This is a genomic window from Spiroplasma floricola 23-6 (genome assembly GCF_002813555.1).
Taxonomy (GTDB): domain Bacteria; phylum Bacillota_I; class Bacilli_A; order Mycoplasmatales; family Mycoplasmataceae; genus Spiroplasma_A; species Spiroplasma_A floricola.
Window position 1 is genome coordinate 767257 of sequence record NZ_CP025057.1, and the last position, 19103, is coordinate 786359.

Below are 19103 nucleotides of genomic sequence, written 5' to 3' on the forward strand. Positions count from 1 at the left end.
ATTAAGAAACCTCTATACTATTTACAACAACTGATCATGATGATTGAAAACTACTACATCCTGATCAATCTTGAAGTTTAGAAGATATCTTTATTTTTATTACAAAGTAATCAATTGAATTAGCATTTGTTTTACTAATTGAATAATAGAAATTACTTGTAAATTTTATATTCGTACTTGATGTACAAAAAAATCCGCTTTTAAATGAAACAGGAATTGAGCTAGACTCTCTAAGAGATTTTTCTCCATTTTGATTTCCTTGTGAAAAATCATAAGAAATACTTATATTTTCTTTATCATATTTTTTTAACTCTGCTGCAGACACAGCTGATTTTGCTGACATCTTTTTAGCTTTTGTTGATAAGTTAAAATTAATATTTTTTTTACCAGCATTTATTAAACTCTCATAACTGTCTGGAATTGCATAGCGCAATTCAAAAGTAGAATCATCTGGAGTTTGATACATTGTTGGTACATCTTGTTTTGAATCAAAAGATTCTGCTGTTAAGTTTCCATTCACTGCATTTTTAAAATCAAAGTCATTAATTTTTTTAAACACTGTTTCATAAATTATTTTTACTTGTCCATAATAATTTAGTGATTTTTCTTTTGCTTTTAAATCTATACTTGTATAACTAGGTTTTGAAAAGTCCACACTATCTTCATTAAAATTTGTTCCATTTTTATCTTTGATTTTTTGAATTATATCTGAAGTTTTAATTCAATAAATTTTTCCTAAATTTTTTGTTGTTATTAAAGAAGAAATATTTTCTCTTCTAATATTAAACTTTCCATTTACAGTTCCATTGTAATTTTTTATTTTTAAATTAAATTTTACATCTTTAATTAAAATGTCATTTATTCCAAACTCTCCAATTTCAACATTACTAATAATGAAATCTGAAGCTGGCAGTTTTTTTAATAATGGATTAGATGTTTTAATAGCTTCAACAATTAACTGATCTCTTTTTAAAGTTTCTTCACTATAGTTTGAAATATTTCCAATATTTTTTTCAGTAACAATAACATTTATATCATCAATTTGGAAAGTTAAATTAATTCGATTTGCTAAATTTGGATTTGAAATAATAGCTGAATTTAAATCAAAATCTATAATAGAACTATTTACTTGACTGTATTGAGCAAATATAGGATTTAATTCTTTTACTTTTGATAAAATTGTTTCTTTATCAAGTTTATTTAAAATACCTAAATTTGTATTTTTAATTAAAGCAGCTATATCACTTACATTATAAGTAACCATTAAAGCATTTCCTTCTTGGAAATTAACAATTTGATTATTATATTTAATTGATATGACTGCGTTTTCTGGAGTTTGTTTTGATGTATCAGAAATTATTATTTGATATTGTTGACTAGATAAGAAGGAAGACTCTTTATTAATTTCCAAAATCTTATTTGAGATTCATGAAGAACTAATGTCATTTGTTACTCCCAAATCTGTATTCATAAAAATTCCATCAAGTGAAATTGATTCATAAGTTAAAGTTAACTCTTCTTGTGATTCTTTTGTTTCTTTAGCTCATGTTAATTTAATTTCATTTAGTGATGATACTTTTAAATCAATATCATTAATAAAATCCATACCTGCAATATTAGGATTTAACTCTTTTATTTTTTCAATAATTGTTGTTGATTTAATATTTTTAATTTTTCCAAGTTCTTTATTTTTAATAAGTCCATTTAAACTTGTAATTTTAAAATCAAAATCAAAAGTTCCAGTATAATTCTCAACAGTAATTTTTATTTTTTTCAAAGTTAAAGCTTTAATATATATTTTTTTATCTTTTAATGTTGGATTAACTTCTTGTATTCTTTTAATTAATCCCTCTTCACTTATATCTGAAATTGATCCTAAATTAGATTTTAAATTTAGAACGCTTATATTTTGATAACCTTGATTACTATCTTTTACATCTTCTCCTACTTTTTTCGATTCATCTTCATCTACATTTGGATTATACTGTTCTAAACTTCTAACAAACCCTTTTACAACTAACATGCTTGGTGCTAACACTGCACCAAATCCTATTGTACAAACTCCTCCTAAAATAAGTAATTTTTTCATAATTCACACTCTTTCTTAATTTTTTTAAAAAATATAAGCAAGAACAATTCCTTTTTTAAAAAAATTAAGCAAGTGGAATAATACTTTTCTTTTTAATTAACAGTAAAATTTTGTTTTTCATAAATACATAATTTAAAAATATAAAGTAATCGTTAAAGAATTCAAATACTTTATTTATTTGTTTAATAATTTTTTTAGTTTCTTTTTTAAATATTGGTCTAATTCGTCTAATAAAAAATAATGGCAAATCAAAAATAAAGAAATTAATTGGTTCAAAATCAATTAAAGGATTTCTTTTCTTAAGTATTTTGTAAATAATCATCATTATTACTAAAGAAACAATTAGAATGAAATTCATTGAAAATAATATAAAAATAGTTACTAACTGATCATTGTTTGATTCAGCTATTTCCTTATTTTTAAAAAAGAATATAGTAATAAAAAGAACTAAAGGAATTACTACTAAAACAACTTTAAAAATAAAAATTGAATCAACTCTTTTTTTATAAAGCTTTATAAAATTTCTTCAATCTATTTCTTTATTTTTAATTGTGAGAAGAATTGATAAAAGATTTATAAATAAATACGCTAGTAAACAAGTTAAAAAAAAGTTATTAATTAATACTTTATTTGCAAATAAAAAAGAGTTATTTTTATAAAGTAATAAAAATAATATATAAATTACAATTAGTGAGTAAGATATAAGCAAAGAAAAAGTTTGTTTTGGATTAAATAATTTTATCTTCGACAGCATATCTCTTTCAACTCCTATTGCTTTAATATTTTTAAGATTTTAACACTATAATTTTGTAAAACTTTTTTTGTATATAAAAATCCTTTTATATAATTATTTTTAGTTTAAAAATCTTTTAATTCTACTTTTTATATGCTTAAATATATATTTAAAACCTAAATAAAAAAACCTTTGTATTTAACAAAGGTTTTTTTGTTTTAAATTAATTTTAATAAAAAAAGTTTAATTTTTTTTATTAATTTCATTATTATTATTCAGATTTTGCTAAAAATAAACTTTGAATCTCATTTGCAACATGCTCAACATCAGTTCCTATAATTAATTGTAGACCTTGATCACCAAGTCTTTTTAAACCATAAATTCCCAAAGCCTTTAGTTCTTTATCTTCAATTCCTTCTTTATTGTTTTTAAGAGTCAATCTTAATCTTGTACTGCAATTCTCTACTTTTAAAATATTGTCTAATTTAACAATATCTACAATACTTTTTGCCATTTTATTATATTTATTTTTATCTTTTATTTTATTTATTATCTTTTATTTCCATTTCTTCTTCCCGTCCAGGAGTTAGAATATTCATTTTTTTAATAAGTATATTAAATGTAAAGAAATATGTAGGAAATGCTAAACCAGCTAAAACAAACATTCATAAGGGATTTGATAAAATACCATAAATAGGTCCATTTATTATTCTTTCATATTTGCTCATAGCCCATGAGTTTGAAAATGAAATAGCATAATCAATAAATCCTCCACTAAATCCAAATCCAATATGCATGTGCATAGCAATTGCAATAGATGCAAAAATTGCAGTATATAGAGCATTAATCACTAATAAGATAGGTCCAACAAAAATAAAAGAAAAAACCAAAGGTTCATCAATTCCAGTTAAAGCAGCAACTATAGCTACTCCTGCTAAAAATGATATGACCTCTTTTCGATTTTCCTTTTTAGCTGAATAAATCATTGCTAGTGCAGCTCCTGGTAATCCACCTCAAAACATTGGAAAGTAACCTGTTTGAAAATTTCCAGAAACCATAGATTTTTGAAAAGCATTTATATCTCCAAATATTGTAAAACAAGGGACATTATTTGTTGTTGTCAATATTACATTATTTGGAATTGCACACATTTGTATTGAAAAATACTGATTAAAGTTTTGGTTTGTAATAGAAACTTGTCCAAAAATTGAGTTTGAAATTTGATTCATTACATCTAAGCCAGTTGAAGAAAGTATTGTTGAACTTTTTAGTAATGGATTTTCATACATGTTATTAAATAATACTACTTTTCCATTAAAATCAACAATAAAACCATTTATTGGCATTTGAAATCATAGAAAAGTATTAATGATATGATGTAAACCTGTTGGTTGAACAAGTCGATTTAATAGTGCATAAAGAAATGCTCCAGGTATTGGTATTGCTCAAGAATCACCACTTGAAACCAGCTTTCCAAAATTAATTAAGGAATACTGAAATCATGGTCAAATAATGGCAAACATAAATGCTATTGGAATTGATAAGACCATAGCTACTATTGGAGCAAATCTTCTTCCTCCAAAAAATGATAATGCTTGAGGTAGTTTAACACTTTTAAATTTATTATATGCTCAAGCACTTAAACACCCTGAAACAATACCTCCCAAAACACCAATATTTAATATATAAGTACCACCAATTATCTCGAGTTTATTTTTAATTTCTCCATATTTTGGAACATAAAATAAACTCGACAAAGACCCCGCTAGTTCCGGTCCATTATTGCCTGTTTTATAGAAATCAAATGTAATTACATCATCATAAAATAATTTTGGAAGACAATTTCTACCAAGAAGTCCTGTCAAAATTAAGTAAAATCCTGCACCAATAAGAGCTGCTTCACCTCTTTGATCTTTTGCAAGACCAAATGCTATACCTATTGCAAATAATAAGGGTAAATTATCAAAAATAACTAAACCTGGTTTTTGTATTATAAAACCAATTCACCATCCAACATTATGAACTGTTTGACTATTGAGTTCCATTGCCAAAGACCCAAAACGATTTAAAAAAGCAGCAAAAGGTAACAGTGCAATTGGATACATTAAAGATTTACCAAGACTTTGTAATTTAATCAAAAAACTTCCTGCAAATTTTTTTTTAATAGATTTGTGTTTTTGATTATTTACTTCTTGTTTTCTATTAAACGTATTCATTTGTACTCCTTTCTACAAAAATTTTATTTTATTTTCAAAACTTTATTTTACTTTGCTTTAAAAAATGTGAAAAAAAATGGAATTGTTTCCATTTTTTTTCATTATTTGTTATTTCAACTATAAACATCAAAATATAAAAGAACATAATTAATATTAAAAAGATAAATAAATATATTTAATTAGTTAGTTAATCTACTTTTAAAAAATTTTAAAACATTACATTTTTATAAATTAAATTTTTCAAAACTCTAGTAAAAGTTTCTTTAAAATTTTTTAAAAAAGTTTTTTTATCTTTCAATAATATCTACTTTTATTTTTAAATTTGCAATTGGCAACTATATTTATTTAAATGTATTAAACTTTATATATTTTTTATTAGAATTCATTTTCTTGTTCTATCATAGAGTAAATAATTTTTTTAGGTTCTAAAAAATCATTAAAATTATTATTATCTGAAAAATCTGTTACTAGTATATCTATTTCTTTAATATTCATAAAACCAGCTCCAACTTTTTTCATAAACTTTGTTGAGTCTACTAATAAAATTTTTTTACATGACTTTGTCATAACTTCTTTTAGAATGTTTGCCTCTGGAATAAAATTATCATAGATATTTCCTTTGCAATCAACAGAAAAACAACTAAAGAAAGTATGTGAGAATTTAATTCCCTCTAAATATTTCTTTGCATCTTTATTTCAAAAAACTTGACTGTTCTCTCTAAATATTCCCCCTATTAAAAGAATATCTTTTACGTTATCATTTTTTCAACCTTCCAAAAAAACAGGAAATGAATTTGTTACAAGTAGTTTTATTTTTCTATTTATTTTTCTAACAAAAGCTTCAACTGTTGTTCCTGGACCACAAAAAATATTGTCACATTTTTCTAATAGTTTTATAGCTTCTTTTGCTATATTTTCTTTTTTATTAATTTCTTTATATTTCTGTTCAGATCTTAGAATTAAATTTTTATCATCTTCAATGGATTTAATTAATCCAAAAAATATATTTATTTTACATTCATTTTCTAATTCCTTTAGATCTCTTCTAGCTGTAGAAGAGTTTATATTGAAATCACTGATATAATTAAGAATTACTTTAGTTTCAATTACTTTTTCAATATTTATTTTTTTTAATAGTAATTCTTTTCGCTTAACTTTATGCATAATTTCTCCCTTTATTTGCAATTATAGAACTTTATAATTAATTAGATTTCAAACAAAGTGGAAATATTTTAAAAAAAATGAAACTTTTTGCTTTTTTTCAAAAATTAAATTCTGACAACTCTAAAATATCAAATTTACTTTTTAATAATTTTTATAATATACAAATTATTAAATAACTTCATCAATTGAAAGCATTACAAATTTTATTTAACCTTTCAGTTTTATCTACTTCAATTTCATCTTCAAATAATATTTATTTATTTCTTCAAAGTTAAACTTTGCAAGTATAAAAAATTCTTTTTGAAGAGTTTTAATTATCAAGTTTTCTAGTTAAATTTTTTTCTTACTACCCTAAATAATATTTTATTTCATCTTTATTTTTGAAAATCAATAAATATGAAAAAATAATTAATATTAATTATTTATAATAAATATAATCTTTTTTTCAATAAGATAGTAAATATTTACTAAGAAAAAAGTTTCTTTATTAAAAATAAAATATTTTATATCTTTTTTACACTCATATAATTATTAAGGTAGTAATGATTTTAATTTTAAAGAGAAAAAAATTTTTTTAATCAAATAAGAAATTTTAATTTTTAAATTTTATAAAATTAAATCTTAATGTTTATAAATTAGTAAAATTTAAAAAACTTTTTAAATTTAAAAGAAAATAAAAATTGTTTTATGATAAATTTAAATAAATAAAAAAAACTATTTTTTATAATAGTTTTTGATAATTAATTACTATAATTTCATAATTTATAAAACATATTTGTTTTATTTATTGAAAATATATTTTTTTTCATAACTCAAAGGTAAGTTTTCACTAATTAAATATGTTTCTTTTTCAACATCAACTTTAATTTTATTTTTAGAATTAAATTTTGATGAATCCATTAGAATGTAGCTTCTTAATGAATTTTTAATAACTTTTTCTTTTATCATTGCTTCTTCAATATTTGTAGTGTAGAAATCATTTTTATATAAATTATTCATTCCTAAAAAAGCCTTATCAAAATTAAAGTTATCTAGAAATTTTAAAGCTAATTCACCAGCTGTTGCATGAGTTGTAGGAATAATTGTTCCTCCAACTAAACAAACTGAAATATCATTTTCTAATAATTCTAAAGCAATTGAATAACCATTGGTAACAACTTGTATATTTTTTCCAATTAAATAATTTATCATTTTTTTAGTTGTTGTTCCTGTATCAATAAATATTAAATCATTTTCTTCAATTAATGTTGATGCAAAACTAGCAATTTGATTTTTAGCCTCAATATTTAATGATTCTTTTTCTTCATCAAAGTATTCTCTAATTGTTTGTTGATTATTACTAATGGATCTTGCTCCACCATAAACTTTTATCAAACGACCTTCTAATTGCAATTCATTTATATCCATAATAATTGTTTGAATTGTTGAATTTGTTAATTCAGATAATGTAATATTTTTCATAAAGCCATTTTTATTTAATAACTCAACAATTAATTCTCTTCTTTCATCTTTTAGCAAAAACTTAATCCTCCATACTTATTAATATAATAAACTTTTATTTCTTTTAGTAAAGCAAAAAAAATTATAATTATTAAAAAGTAAAATTAAACATATAATCATTCAGTTTTTGGAATTAAATTTATATTCTCCATTTTCATCATTTTTATTTATAGAAAAATATATAAAATAAAAACTTTGTATTATATACAAAGCTCTTCTTTTTATTTTATATATTTTTCTATTTCATGCACTGATTCAATACTATATTTTACACATTCAAATAACTTTTTATTTGTTAACTCTGATTTTATTAAAAATGAATTATCATTAAATAACAACATTTCTTTATCATTTGGTCCATCACCAATTGTATAAATATCTTTAGAATCTATTTCAAAAGTTTGTGCTAATTTTTTAATTCCATAATCTTTTCCTGCATCTTTGTGAACTACTTCTATTGTTTGATTTGTAATCATTAAAACTCTTAAATCTTTAAAGTTTTTTTCAAAATAATCTGTTACTTCTTTTACATCATTGATATGACATGCAATTTGAAAAGATATTACATTTTCATCTTCTAACAGTTCATTGAAATTTTTACAATTATCTGTTCCTAAAAACTCTTGATAATTAAAATTATCATTTCTAATGACTCCCTTTGGCAAGACATTAATCATTTTTCTTGCTTGAGGTGTACAATATGAAACTTCTCATCGATTTAATTCATCTTTAACAAAATTCCATAATTTCTTTCTAGTTTCAAGATCTATTTCTAAAGAATAAAGTACTTTATTTTCTTTTCTAGAATATCCCATTGTTCCATCACAGCAAACTAATAAATCTAAATCAATATCATTTAACTCAAATAATTTATTCATTTCTCTAGGAATTCTTCCTGTGTTTATAATAAATTCATTGCCTTTTTTTTGTCATTCTTTTACAAATTGTAAATCTTGTTGAGTGATTTTATCATCTCGTGTTTTACACAAAGTTCCATCATAGTCTGAAAAAATTCATTTTCTAGTCATACTTTAATTCCTTTCAAAATATTTTTTATAAACCTATTTAATTTTATATAAAATTAAATATTATTGTGATAATTTTACTTTAAATAATGGAATTAACACTAATGCAGCAACAAAACCAGATATTGCAACAAAACCAAATACTCAGTTATAACCTAAATGCATTAAGCCCATTCCTACAATTATTTTAGACATGATAGCATCTCCTGCATAACCTGCAATACCAAGTAATCCCCCTGCAGTTGAAACAACTCTTCAATGAGAAACTTCTGCAACCATAATTGGTAAAAAACATTGTGGAATAAAAATAACTCCAGCTATTAGTAAAAATACAATTATTAATGCTTCATTATCATTTGCCAATAGTCAAAAACCAAGCAAAGAACCAGTTGCTATTAAAATAACAATAAATGTTATTGGAGCAAATCTTTTTAAATATTTATTTGCAGTTAATCCAATTACTAGTGTAAATAAAAGTCCTCCTCAATCAAACATTGAGTATAGAAACGCTGCACTACTTTGTTTGTCAAAGTGTTTTTCATTAATTAAATAATCCAATGATCAATCACTTAATGCCATTCTTAGAGTATAAATACACAAATTTGAAATAAACAATAGTCAAACATATTTATTTTTTAAAACATATTTAACAAAAAAGTAACCTCATTTTTTATTATCTTCATTAATATCTTCTTGTGTTTTTTCTCTTTTAGCTCCAATTAACTCCATTTTGTAATAGTCTTTTAATGGAGGCAAACCAACTGTTTCTGGTCTGTCTTTAATAAAAAATATTAAAAAGATTCCCATAAGTATACTAATAATACTTGGTAATAGAAAATAGCCCATATAACTTCCATTTAAATATTTGCTAAATAAAGTTTGTGAACCTAATATTAAAAATGTTGCCAAAGCACTTCCAATATTGTGTGCTACATTTCAGCTAATAATTCTTGTTCTTCTTTGTTTATTTGGAAATCAGTTATAAAAAAACCTAACTGATGGAGTTGCTCCTAAACTGTGAATAAAACCAATTGCTACTTGAATAACACAACTTAAAATAATTGGTGTCAATATCATAGAAGCATTAAGTCAAGATAAACCTAAAAGTAAATTTAAACCCCCTGCTCCTATTAACCCTATTCCTAACAGTCACTTGTTGGACTTTGTATCAGATAATGGTGAAGATACAAATTTTGCAATTCCATATGATATAGCAAAAACTAAACCAACTGTGGCAAATTGAGTACTGCTAAGAACACCATCTGTCATTAAAATAGTTCCAAATATTGTTCATTGTTTTCTAGTTAAATAAAATACCATGTAACTTACAAATACAGTTCAAAAAACTTTCTCTTGATTGTATTTGTATTCTTTTTTTATAACAAAATCATAGAGATTTTCTTCTGTTATTAAATCTCTTTCATTTTTTTCTGCTAAAAAATTTTTAAAACTCTTTTTCTTCATTATTTTTAAAACTCCTTTAAAATTTATTTTACTTGCCTTATATAAGTTTTCTTTTGTAGAAATGATTTAAAAATGTTTTTACTTCTACTAAAGGATTTTAAGAAATAAGAAAATATTGATCCCAAAAATTCTTGATTTAAATAAAATAAAAAAAATGAACAACTAATTTTGTTCATTTATAATTTTATATAATTTCTACAAATATAGATAATGGTACAAAATATGAAATGTTTACGTTCTTATAATCAACTTCAGTATCATTAAAGATTAAGTTCTTGGTAGTACTTTCTCTACCATCTAATCATTTTTTATTCCTTTAATCTACCTTTTAGTTTTTATTTAAATTTCCCTCTTATTTTCAAGAAGAGTTTTAATAAAAAATTATTCTAAAACAATATTTTCTTCATTCTTAATACCATTTTTTCTAGTTTTTGATGTATTAAATATGATTAAGAAAGTTAAATAATTTAAACATGGTATTGCAAGAAATGATAATAATATAATTTGCTCTTTTTTTGAAAATTTTATTTCTTTATCTGCTAATAGAGAAAAAATATATATTATACAAGTTGTATAAAGAAGTGAAATCAATATTATAGTTGTAATCAAACTACTTTTGAATGTTTCATCTTTATCTAAGATAGCTCATATTAATGTTATTCAAAAATAAATTTCTAAAAAAAAGTTAAAGAAAAATTGTCAGAAGCATACTATTTTAAGAGTTTTTATGGACTCAGTTTTAAAATTTGGATCTGAATAATTTATATTTAATTTACGAGTAGCTTTTATATAATAGACAATACTTAGAATATATGTTGGTATAAAAATAATTGAAAATACATCAAAAATTCCTAATACTAAATATTTTGTTATTATTCCTTTATCTATTTTTACTCAAGCATTTTGTATTGCAAAAATAATATAGGCGTATGATACAAATATTGCTATAGTTAAAATAACATCAATTATTCCTCCAAAACCTTTTAATTTAACTAAAAAACTTTTATCATTAGAATTTTGTATGAATAACTTACTAATTAAATTAAGTCAAATAATAAAAGCTACACTACAAAATAAAGCAATTATTGTATAAATAAATATTGTTCTGCGAAGTATACTACCATCAAGTCATTTTTTTTCCATAATATCTCTTTTCTAATTTTTATGTTTTTACATTTGATTTCAATTAACAATTATTACATCAAGAATACCTATATATGCTCCTCCACTATAATTTTTAAAACTCTCTATTGTAAAGTGATACAGTATTGCATTTAGCAATAAAATTAGTCCAATTCCCAGAAGAACTCATCAAAGAATACTTGCTATTGCAGCTGCTCCTGTTATAGCTGCATTTACTAAAATAGTTTCAACTGTAAGAACACTTCCTGCTGAACTTAAAACCTCTTTAGCTGCTTTTAAAAGAACATCAGCTCCAATATTAACTAATATTTCTCTTCCATATTGACTCATTTCAAATCTTTTATATCCAAATCAATATCATTTACTTACTAATCAAAAATCGCTTGTAAAATCGATAGTTCAATATGGTATTTGTGAATTATTAATCATGTAATTTTCATTAAATATAAGTTTATTATTAATAATTAGTATTTCATTTGAATTAATAGATTTAAGTATTTCTTTTTCAAAATCTTTTGATTCAAGTAACTCTATTAAAGATTTTGTTAAATTTAATTTATTTAATTCTTTAAAATTAATTTCTATTTTGTTATTTAAATAAATAATATTGCTTAATATTACATCTTCAATATTAATTTTGTCTTCAAAACTATCTTTGCTTTTAAAATAACTAATATTGTCCATTTTTTTATTATAGTTATTAAATTCATTTTCTAATTTCAAAGAAATATTTGAAAGTCCATTATTTTCTAAAGGAACTGGATTTTCTAATTTCTTTTTATTATTTATTACTGAATAAAATATTAATAAAGCAGATACTATTAAAATAGTTGATAAAAATATTTTAAGTTGTTTTGTAAAGGAAAAAAGACTTTCCTTATTTAAAAAACTTTTTAATTTACTCATATATTTCTTTCTAAAGTACTACAAATCAAATTGTTACTTTTATATTACTCCACTTTTAATATAAGCTTAAATTTTATAAATAATAAAATGTATTTTATAAGTTAAAAATTATTTTAAATTTTAACTGGATTATAAAAAAATCCTTTATAAAAATAAAAGGATTTTTCTTAATAAAAACTTAATTGTTAAATTTAGGTCTCTTTTTTATTCATATTTGTATTTTTTTCATTTATTAAAAATAATGTTTGAACTTCATTTGCAACATGTTCTACATCTGTTCCAATAATTAATTGTAAACCTTGATCTCCTAGCCTTTTAATTCCATAAATTCCTAAGGCTTTTAAATCTTTATCTTCAATTCCGTCTTTATTATTTTTAACAGTTAATCTTAATCTTGTACTGCAATTCTCCACTTTTAAAATATTGTCTATTTTAACAATATCTACAATACTTTCTGCCATTTTTCCATCTCTTAAAAAAATTAAATAAAAAAATAATCTAAAAGTAGATTATTTTTAAAATATTTTATATAAATTATTCAAGATTTTTTAATTCCAAACTATTAATTTGTTCTTTTAATTGATCAACAAGCTCTTTGCTAGCTATTCTCTTTGAATAAGCTGTAGCACTTCCACATATGATTGCCATTTTTAAAGCTTTTTCATAATCATTTGTTAATATATACTCATTTAAAAAACCAGCTACCATACTATCTCCAGCTCCTGCTGCATTTACAAGTTTATGATCTCACTTGCCAACACTACAATATTTCATTAGTTCTTTATTCAAAAAGATTGCACCTTTTTTTCCCATGGAAATAAGAATATTTTCAACACCCTTTTCAAGAAGTTTTTTTCCAGCTACTAAAATATCTTTTTCATTATTTATGACAATACCTGTAGTCAAACTTAACTCTTCTATATTTGGTTTTATTAAAAACGGTTTTTTCTCTATTGCATAATTTAGAGGTTCACCAAAAGCATCAACTATACATTTACATTTTAAAGAATTACTTACCTCTACTATTTGAGAATATATTTTTGAATCAAGTCCTTTTGGCAAACTACCTGTTGCAATTACAAAGTCACCCTCTTTTAAATTTTGTTTTAAATACTCAATCATTTTTTTTAAGTCATTTTCATCAATTGCAGGAGCTTGTGCAGTACATTCAGTTTGATCTGAATCAATTAATTTTAAATTTATTCTAATATTTTCTTTTGCTCTAAATTTTTTGTAATCAATTTTTAATTTATCAAGCTGACTGTAAAAATAATTCTCTAAATCCCCTGTTGTAAAAATAATTGATTTACTCTCTAAACTTAGATTTTTTAACATCATTGCTATATGAATACCTTTACCAGAGGGATACATTTCAGTATTAAATGGTCTATTAGTTTTATCTTTTTTTAAGTCATCAAATTCTAAAATATAATCTATTGCTGGACTCAAAGAAATTATATATATTTTATTTTTCATATTTATAACCTTTCTCTTTAATCATTATCTAATTTGAATTTGATTTTCTTTTATTTGTAAATAATGAATATTATTATAATAATTATTTTTATAATTAATTAATGACTCATTCATTAATTTTTCCATTTTGTTTAAAGTCTCTTCAATCTCAGAATAATATTTTTGTGTTTCTATTGATAAATTTATATAACTGTCATTTATTTTTACATTTTGCTTTTCTATTTCTAAATTTAAATTTTTTACTTTATCTGTTTCTAAATTTTTTTCTCCTGAAGTTTTAATTAGTAACTCTCCAATTTCAACTTTTCCTGGATCCTTGCTTATTATTAATTTTTTTCCTTTATTGAAAAGTTTTACACTCTTCTCTTCATTAATCTCTAAAGTTTTGTTTAAAGAATATTGCAAATTAGATTTTTTAATAAGCAATTTATAATGTTCTTTTGTGTAAGGATTAAGTTTATTTAACTGCTTATTAAAAATAAATAAACTTTTTAAAATATCTCTTAATTGTTTTTGTCTATTAGATTTAATTGAATTTAATTTGATTATTATCTCTTTTTTTAATTCAGCATTGTATTTTTCTTTTAATAAATCCTCAATAAATAAATCAATTTGTTTTTCTAAATTGGAATCAATATCAATAAGTTTTTTTCTTCAAAGTAAAATATTTGAAATAAGCTCTTTATTTTTAATTTTTCTATTAGAAACTTTTTTAAGATAATATATTAACTTTTTAGCTGAAAAATCTGTATCTTGGTTTAAGTAATAATCTCTTGCCAATTTTTTTGTAGTTTTAATTGCTAATTGTTTTTCTGTTTTTTCTTCTTTTCACAAAAAGTAAGTTATAACAATTCCCAAAGCAAATGAAAGTAAATCAATTGCTATTGCAAGTGCAAGATGATTTGTATATGCTAAGAAACCAACAATTCCTCCAAGTCCTGCTAAATTATCTAAACTTACTCCCAAAATACCAATCATTCATCCCCCAATTGCTCCTGCAAGAGTTCCTGTAATAAAAGGCAATCCTTTTGGGAGATTAACACCATAAATACATGATTCAGTTGGACCAGAAATTACTCCTGGCAAGACAGCAGCAAAGGCAGCTGACTTATCAATAGTTTTTTTAGATTTTAATCCTACTGCAACAGTTGCACCCATTTGTGCTCAAGCTGCTGCAAAAGCCGCTGCTAAAAAAAGTGAAGGTCTTCCTGTTGTACTAAGATCTGTAACAGCTGCAAAAAATAAGATATTGTGAACTCCTAAAACAACAAGTGGTTGTCAAGTTAAACCAACTATCATTGTTCCTAAACCTAAAGGTCAATTCATAAATCAATTAAATACATTTAATAATGAATTTTCTACTATTCCCATAATTGGACCCATCACAAAGAATGCTAAAAGCCCCCCCACTAATAAAGTTAAAAATGGATTTAATATAAAATTTGCTACTGGATTAAAATATTTCTCCATTAGTTTTTGACAATAAGCCACAAGAATTCCCATTGCTATAAAAACCAATATTGTTGAATAAAATGGTTTTAAAGCAACTTCTCAACTTCCAATTGTAAATAGATTTATACCTTTTTCAGGTAAAATTGGATTTACCATAATTAAACCTAGAGCAATTGCAATTGGAGTTTTGCCTCCCAAATATCTAACAGTAGATCAAATTGCAATTACACCCATCATTTTAAATCCTGTACTTGATATCACATTTAAAATAACATCAAAGATATTATAATCTTGTCCTAAGATAGCATTTTCTTTATTTGGATTATGAACTAAACCTGTTCTTAACAGTAATTGTTCTAAAGCCATAATTAGTCCTACTCCAATTAAGAATGGAATTAATGGACCAAATATTGCAGAAACAGATTTAATTAATCTCTTTCATATTGGTACTTTTGTTGAATTTAAATTATTTTCAACTTTAAAATTAACTTTATCATCCTTATTTTTAAAACTAGTTAATTTATTTTTTAATAGTTGTGTAACTTTAGAAACTACAGGTCCAATTATTAATTGTAACTCTCCATTGGATCAAAGAGCACCTTTAATATTTGTAATAGTTTTCAGTTCCTTTAAATTGGCTGAATCTTGATTAAATAAGGTAAGTCTCATTCTTGTTGCACAATGATAGACATCTTTAATATTTTCAGAACCACCAATTTTATCAAAAATATTTTCTATTAATATTTCATTTTTTGATTCTTTACTCATTTATTTCTTTCATTCTTCTTAATTAGAGCAAATATTAAAATGTATTTGCTTTACTTATGAAAAATATATATCCTTTCGTAATCAGAAGGCAAATCTTCACTGATTAAGTCAGTTTATTTATCAACTTTAACTTTAATTTTAATTTAATTTCGTTTAATTACAGTTTTACCAATTAAGTATTTTATCTTTTTTTAAATGTTGTTGTATTGGTAAATATTAAATCATTTTTTTTCAATTAAACTTGAAGCAAAACTTACAATTTCATTTTTTGAATCAATACTTAATTGTTCTTTTTACTCATCAAAATATTCCCTAGTTGATTGTTGACTATTATTAATGGATCTTGTTCTCCAATAAACTTTTATAAAGCACTTTTTTAAATGAAGTTTATTATATCCATAATAATTGTTTGAATTGTTGAATTTGTTAATTCAGATAATGTAATGTTTTTTTTAAAAATTACTCTTATTCAACAATCCTTTCCTTTCCTTTCTCTTTTAGCAAGGATTTAACCTTCCATATTTATAATATAATAAACTTTTAATTTTTCTTATCAAAGTTTAAAAAAGTTTAAAAAAGTTTAAAATTATTTAAAATATATACTATACTATTCTTGAGAAAGGAAAAGATATGAAAGCGAGTTTAAAGAAAGAATTATTAAAAGCAAGAAATGGTAAATATGCTGTACCAGCTTTTAATTTTGACAATCTTGAAATGATGAAAGGTATTATTGAAGCTGCAGAAGAAGAAAAAGCACCTGTTATTTTAATGGTAACTGAAAGTGCTGCCAAATATATGGGTTTAGATTTAGTATTTTCTTTTGCAAACACAGCAGTTAAAAATTCAACTGTTCCTATTGTTTTACACTGAGATCATGGTTTTGATATAAATCTTATTAAAAGAGCAGTTGATGCAGGTTTTTCAAGTGTAATGTTAGATTCATCTTTAAAACCATTTGAAGAAAATGTTAAAGAAACTAGAGAAGTTGTAAACTATTCTAGAAAAAAAGGAGTTGAAATAGAATCTGAAATTGGTCATGTTGGAGGAAAAGAAGATGATAGAAATTCTAATTCAAAAGGATATACAAATATTGATGAAGCTATAAAATTTGAACAATTAACTAATGTTGATGCTTTAGCTATTTCAATTGGTACAAGTCATGGACTTTTTAAAGGAGAAGTTAATTTGCAATTTGATTTATTAAAAGACATTGCAAATAAAATTGAAACTCCCTTAGTTTTACATGGATCAAGTCAAGTACCTCTTGAGGATTTAAAAAAAGCAATTGAATTAGGAATAACAAAAATCAATATTGGCACTGATTTAAAAATAGCTTGTGCTCAAGGAATTCAACAATGATTTAAAGAAAATGATAATGGTTTTGATGCAAGAAAATATGGTCGAATGGGAATAGATTTTGTTAAAAAAGAAGCAATTAAAAAAATTAGAGCTTTTAATGCTAATAATAAAGCTTGTTAAAATAAAAATAAAAAAACTTAACTTATGTTAAGTTTTTTCAAATTAACTTTATTTTTTTTTATTATAATTTATAACTATATTTTTTTAAGTTCATATATAAAAAAGATAAAAGATATACTTATTGTCTATTACCAAATAAAGGATAATCTGTACTTAAAATTCTATTTCCATTTCCAAAAATTTCAAAATCAGTTTCTATATTTCTATAAAAAATTATAGTTTGTATTTTCTTATTTTTTAAATAGTTGAATAATAGTTTTTTAAATTCAAAATCAGCATTATCAAATATTGAAGAATCAATAACCATAGGTCCTTTTAAATCAAAAAGCTCTAATATTTGAGATTTTAAATAAATTGTTGTTATTTGTTCTCTACCTTCACCTTGTGTTATTTCTGCTCCTGTTTCTAATCCTTTCATTGAAATTTTACATTTAAGATCATTTTTAATATTAAAAAACTCCACAATCAAATTTCTTTGAATTAAATCTTTAAAAATAAGTTCTCATTCTTTTAAAACTTTTTCCTTAAAGTTTTTCATTTTCATATTCATTGAGAAACTATTACTTTTACTTCTTTTTTGTTTAATATCTTTTTTTTCTTCTTCAAGATCTTTAATTTTTTGAATAACTTGATTTAGATTGCTAATTTTAGATTTAATACTTTCAATATCTGAAATTGCTATCGATAGACCCAATTCCTCTAATATTTTATAATTTTCATTTATTTTTATTTTTGTTTTATTTAAAATTTCTTCAATATCCTCTTTTTTATAAATATTTTCACTGTAGCTTTTTTGCATTATTGAGTAGAATTCTTTCACATCCTCAATTTTTTTTATTGATTCCTCTTTTAAAAAATTTTTTGAGTAATTTTTTAAAAATTTATTAAATAGTTTTAAATCAAAATTTAAAGTATTAGCATTTACTTTCAAACAATTTTTTAAGTATCTATATTCTTCTTCCAATATATTAGTTTCTATGTATAAACTATTTTTAGAAAACATAAATAATTTCTCTTGCTTTTTATTAAGTTCTTTGTTTAAATTACTAATTTCCTTAAAAATATCGCTTTTATTAATATCTTTAATTAATATATCAATTTCTTTTAATCTAACTTCTAAGCTCAAATCATAGAATTGAGTATTAAAATCAAAAATACTTCTTATTGTTTCACTTGTAGTCTTTACACTTTCCTTTGAATATTTTTTAAATAGATCCATTTTATTTTCTAAAGGTATTTTATTTATAAAAAATAAATTCATTTGTGTTTGATATTCTTCTCCAAAAAAAATATTTATTTCTTTTAAATAATCTTTGGAAAATAAAAGTTTATTGTTTAAAAAATATTTATTAGTAAATATATAAAATTTAGCAAAATGTTTTTCATCATTTCTATTAGAACAAATTTCCATTTCAAAAAAAACTTCTTCTAGTTTTCTTATTTTAGTTTTTTTTGATTCAAACAAATCTAAAATTATGTTTTTTATATTATCAATACCTGAAGTTTTTTTACCTAATAAAAGTTTAATGATTGTATAAAATGAAGATTTACCTGCATCATTTGCAGATTCCTTTTGAGAGTTCCTAAAACCTGATGAAATAATTGTAAGATTTTCTGAAAAATTAAAATTAAATCCTTCATCAATATTTGAATTTATATTTTTGATATAATACATATTTTATCATCTC

Annotated in this window: 15 protein-coding genes; 1 reads left to right on the forward strand and 14 read right to left on the reverse strand. The window is 22.7% G+C overall.

The window, feature by feature from the left end; translation table 4 throughout:
- Position 1: 1 nt before the first annotated feature.
- From SFLOR_RS03405 to SFLOR_RS03465, 13 genes are all read right to left on the reverse strand, one after another.
- A complete protein-coding gene (locus SFLOR_RS03405) occupies positions 2-2089 on the reverse strand; it encodes a hypothetical protein (RefSeq protein ID WP_100916690.1) in 2088 nt (695 codons plus the stop codon).
- Between the two features lie 64 nt (positions 2090-2153).
- Positions 2154-2843 carry a hypothetical protein gene (locus SFLOR_RS03410; RefSeq protein ID WP_100916691.1) on the reverse strand — a complete coding sequence of 230 codons (690 nt, stop codon included), beginning with the start codon at positions 2841-2843 and terminating at the stop codon, positions 2154-2156.
- A 250-nt stretch (positions 2844-3093) separates the two neighbouring features.
- A complete protein-coding gene (locus SFLOR_RS03415) occupies positions 3094-3336 on the reverse strand; it encodes a PTS sugar transporter subunit IIB (protein ID WP_100916692.1) in 243 nt (80 codons plus the stop codon).
- Between the two features lie 28 nt (positions 3337-3364).
- On the reverse strand, positions 3365-5038 hold the full coding sequence (locus SFLOR_RS03420) for a PTS transporter subunit EIIC (protein WP_100916693.1): 1674 nt from the start codon (positions 5036-5038) through the stop codon (positions 3365-3367).
- A 375-nt stretch (positions 5039-5413) separates the two neighbouring features.
- Positions 5414-6202 carry a DeoR/GlpR family DNA-binding transcription regulator gene (locus SFLOR_RS03425; protein WP_100916694.1) on the reverse strand — a complete coding sequence of 263 codons (789 nt, stop codon included), beginning with the start codon at positions 6200-6202 and terminating at the stop codon, positions 5414-5416.
- A gap of 780 nt (positions 6203-6982) precedes the next feature.
- Positions 6983-7720: a DeoR/GlpR family DNA-binding transcription regulator gene (locus SFLOR_RS03430; protein WP_100916695.1), complete on the reverse strand. Its 738-nt coding sequence runs from the start codon at positions 7718-7720 to the stop codon at positions 6983-6985.
- 203 nt (positions 7721-7923) lie between these two features.
- On the reverse strand, positions 7924-8730 hold the full coding sequence (locus SFLOR_RS03435) for an HAD-IIB family hydrolase (RefSeq protein WP_100916696.1): 807 nt from the start codon (positions 8728-8730) through the stop codon (positions 7924-7926).
- A 60-nt stretch (positions 8731-8790) separates the two neighbouring features.
- The gene (locus SFLOR_RS03440) at positions 8791-10191 is read right to left on the reverse strand and encodes an MFS transporter (RefSeq protein WP_100916697.1); all 1401 of its coding nucleotides are present in this window, start codon (positions 10189-10191) and stop codon (positions 8791-8793) included.
- A gap of 381 nt (positions 10192-10572) precedes the next feature.
- Positions 10573-11334: a hypothetical protein gene (locus tag SFLOR_RS03445; RefSeq protein WP_100916698.1), complete on the reverse strand. Its 762-nt coding sequence runs from the start codon at positions 11332-11334 to the stop codon at positions 10573-10575.
- Positions 11335-11361: 27 nt separating this feature from the next.
- The gene (locus SFLOR_RS03450) at positions 11362-12240 is read right to left on the reverse strand and encodes a hypothetical protein (RefSeq protein WP_100916699.1); all 879 of its coding nucleotides are present in this window, start codon (positions 12238-12240) and stop codon (positions 11362-11364) included.
- A gap of 191 nt (positions 12241-12431) precedes the next feature.
- The gene (locus SFLOR_RS03455; protein ID WP_100916700.1) at positions 12432-12701 is read right to left on the reverse strand and encodes a PTS sugar transporter subunit IIB; all 270 of its coding nucleotides are present in this window, start codon (positions 12699-12701) and stop codon (positions 12432-12434) included.
- A 73-nt stretch (positions 12702-12774) separates the two neighbouring features.
- A complete protein-coding gene (locus tag SFLOR_RS03460) occupies positions 12775-13716 on the reverse strand; it encodes a 1-phosphofructokinase family hexose kinase (protein WP_100916701.1) in 942 nt (313 codons plus the stop codon).
- Positions 13717-13740: 24 nt separating this feature from the next.
- On the reverse strand, positions 13741-15936 hold the full coding sequence (locus tag SFLOR_RS03465; protein WP_100916702.1) for a PTS transporter subunit EIIC: 2196 nt from the start codon (positions 15934-15936) through the stop codon (positions 13741-13743).
- Positions 15937-16566: 630 nt separating this feature from the next.
- Here SFLOR_RS03465 and SFLOR_RS03470 point away from each other — a divergent pair.
- A complete protein-coding gene (locus SFLOR_RS03470; protein ID WP_100916703.1) occupies positions 16567-17415 on the forward strand; it encodes a class II fructose-bisphosphate aldolase in 849 nt (282 codons plus the stop codon).
- Between the two features lie 118 nt (positions 17416-17533).
- Here the strand turns inward: SFLOR_RS03470 and SFLOR_RS03475 are convergent, their stop codons facing one another.
- The gene (locus SFLOR_RS03475) at positions 17534-19090 is read right to left on the reverse strand and encodes a V-type ATP synthase subunit I domain-containing protein (protein ID WP_100916704.1); all 1557 of its coding nucleotides are present in this window, start codon (positions 19088-19090) and stop codon (positions 17534-17536) included.
- Between the last annotated feature and the right edge of the window lie 13 nt (positions 19091-19103).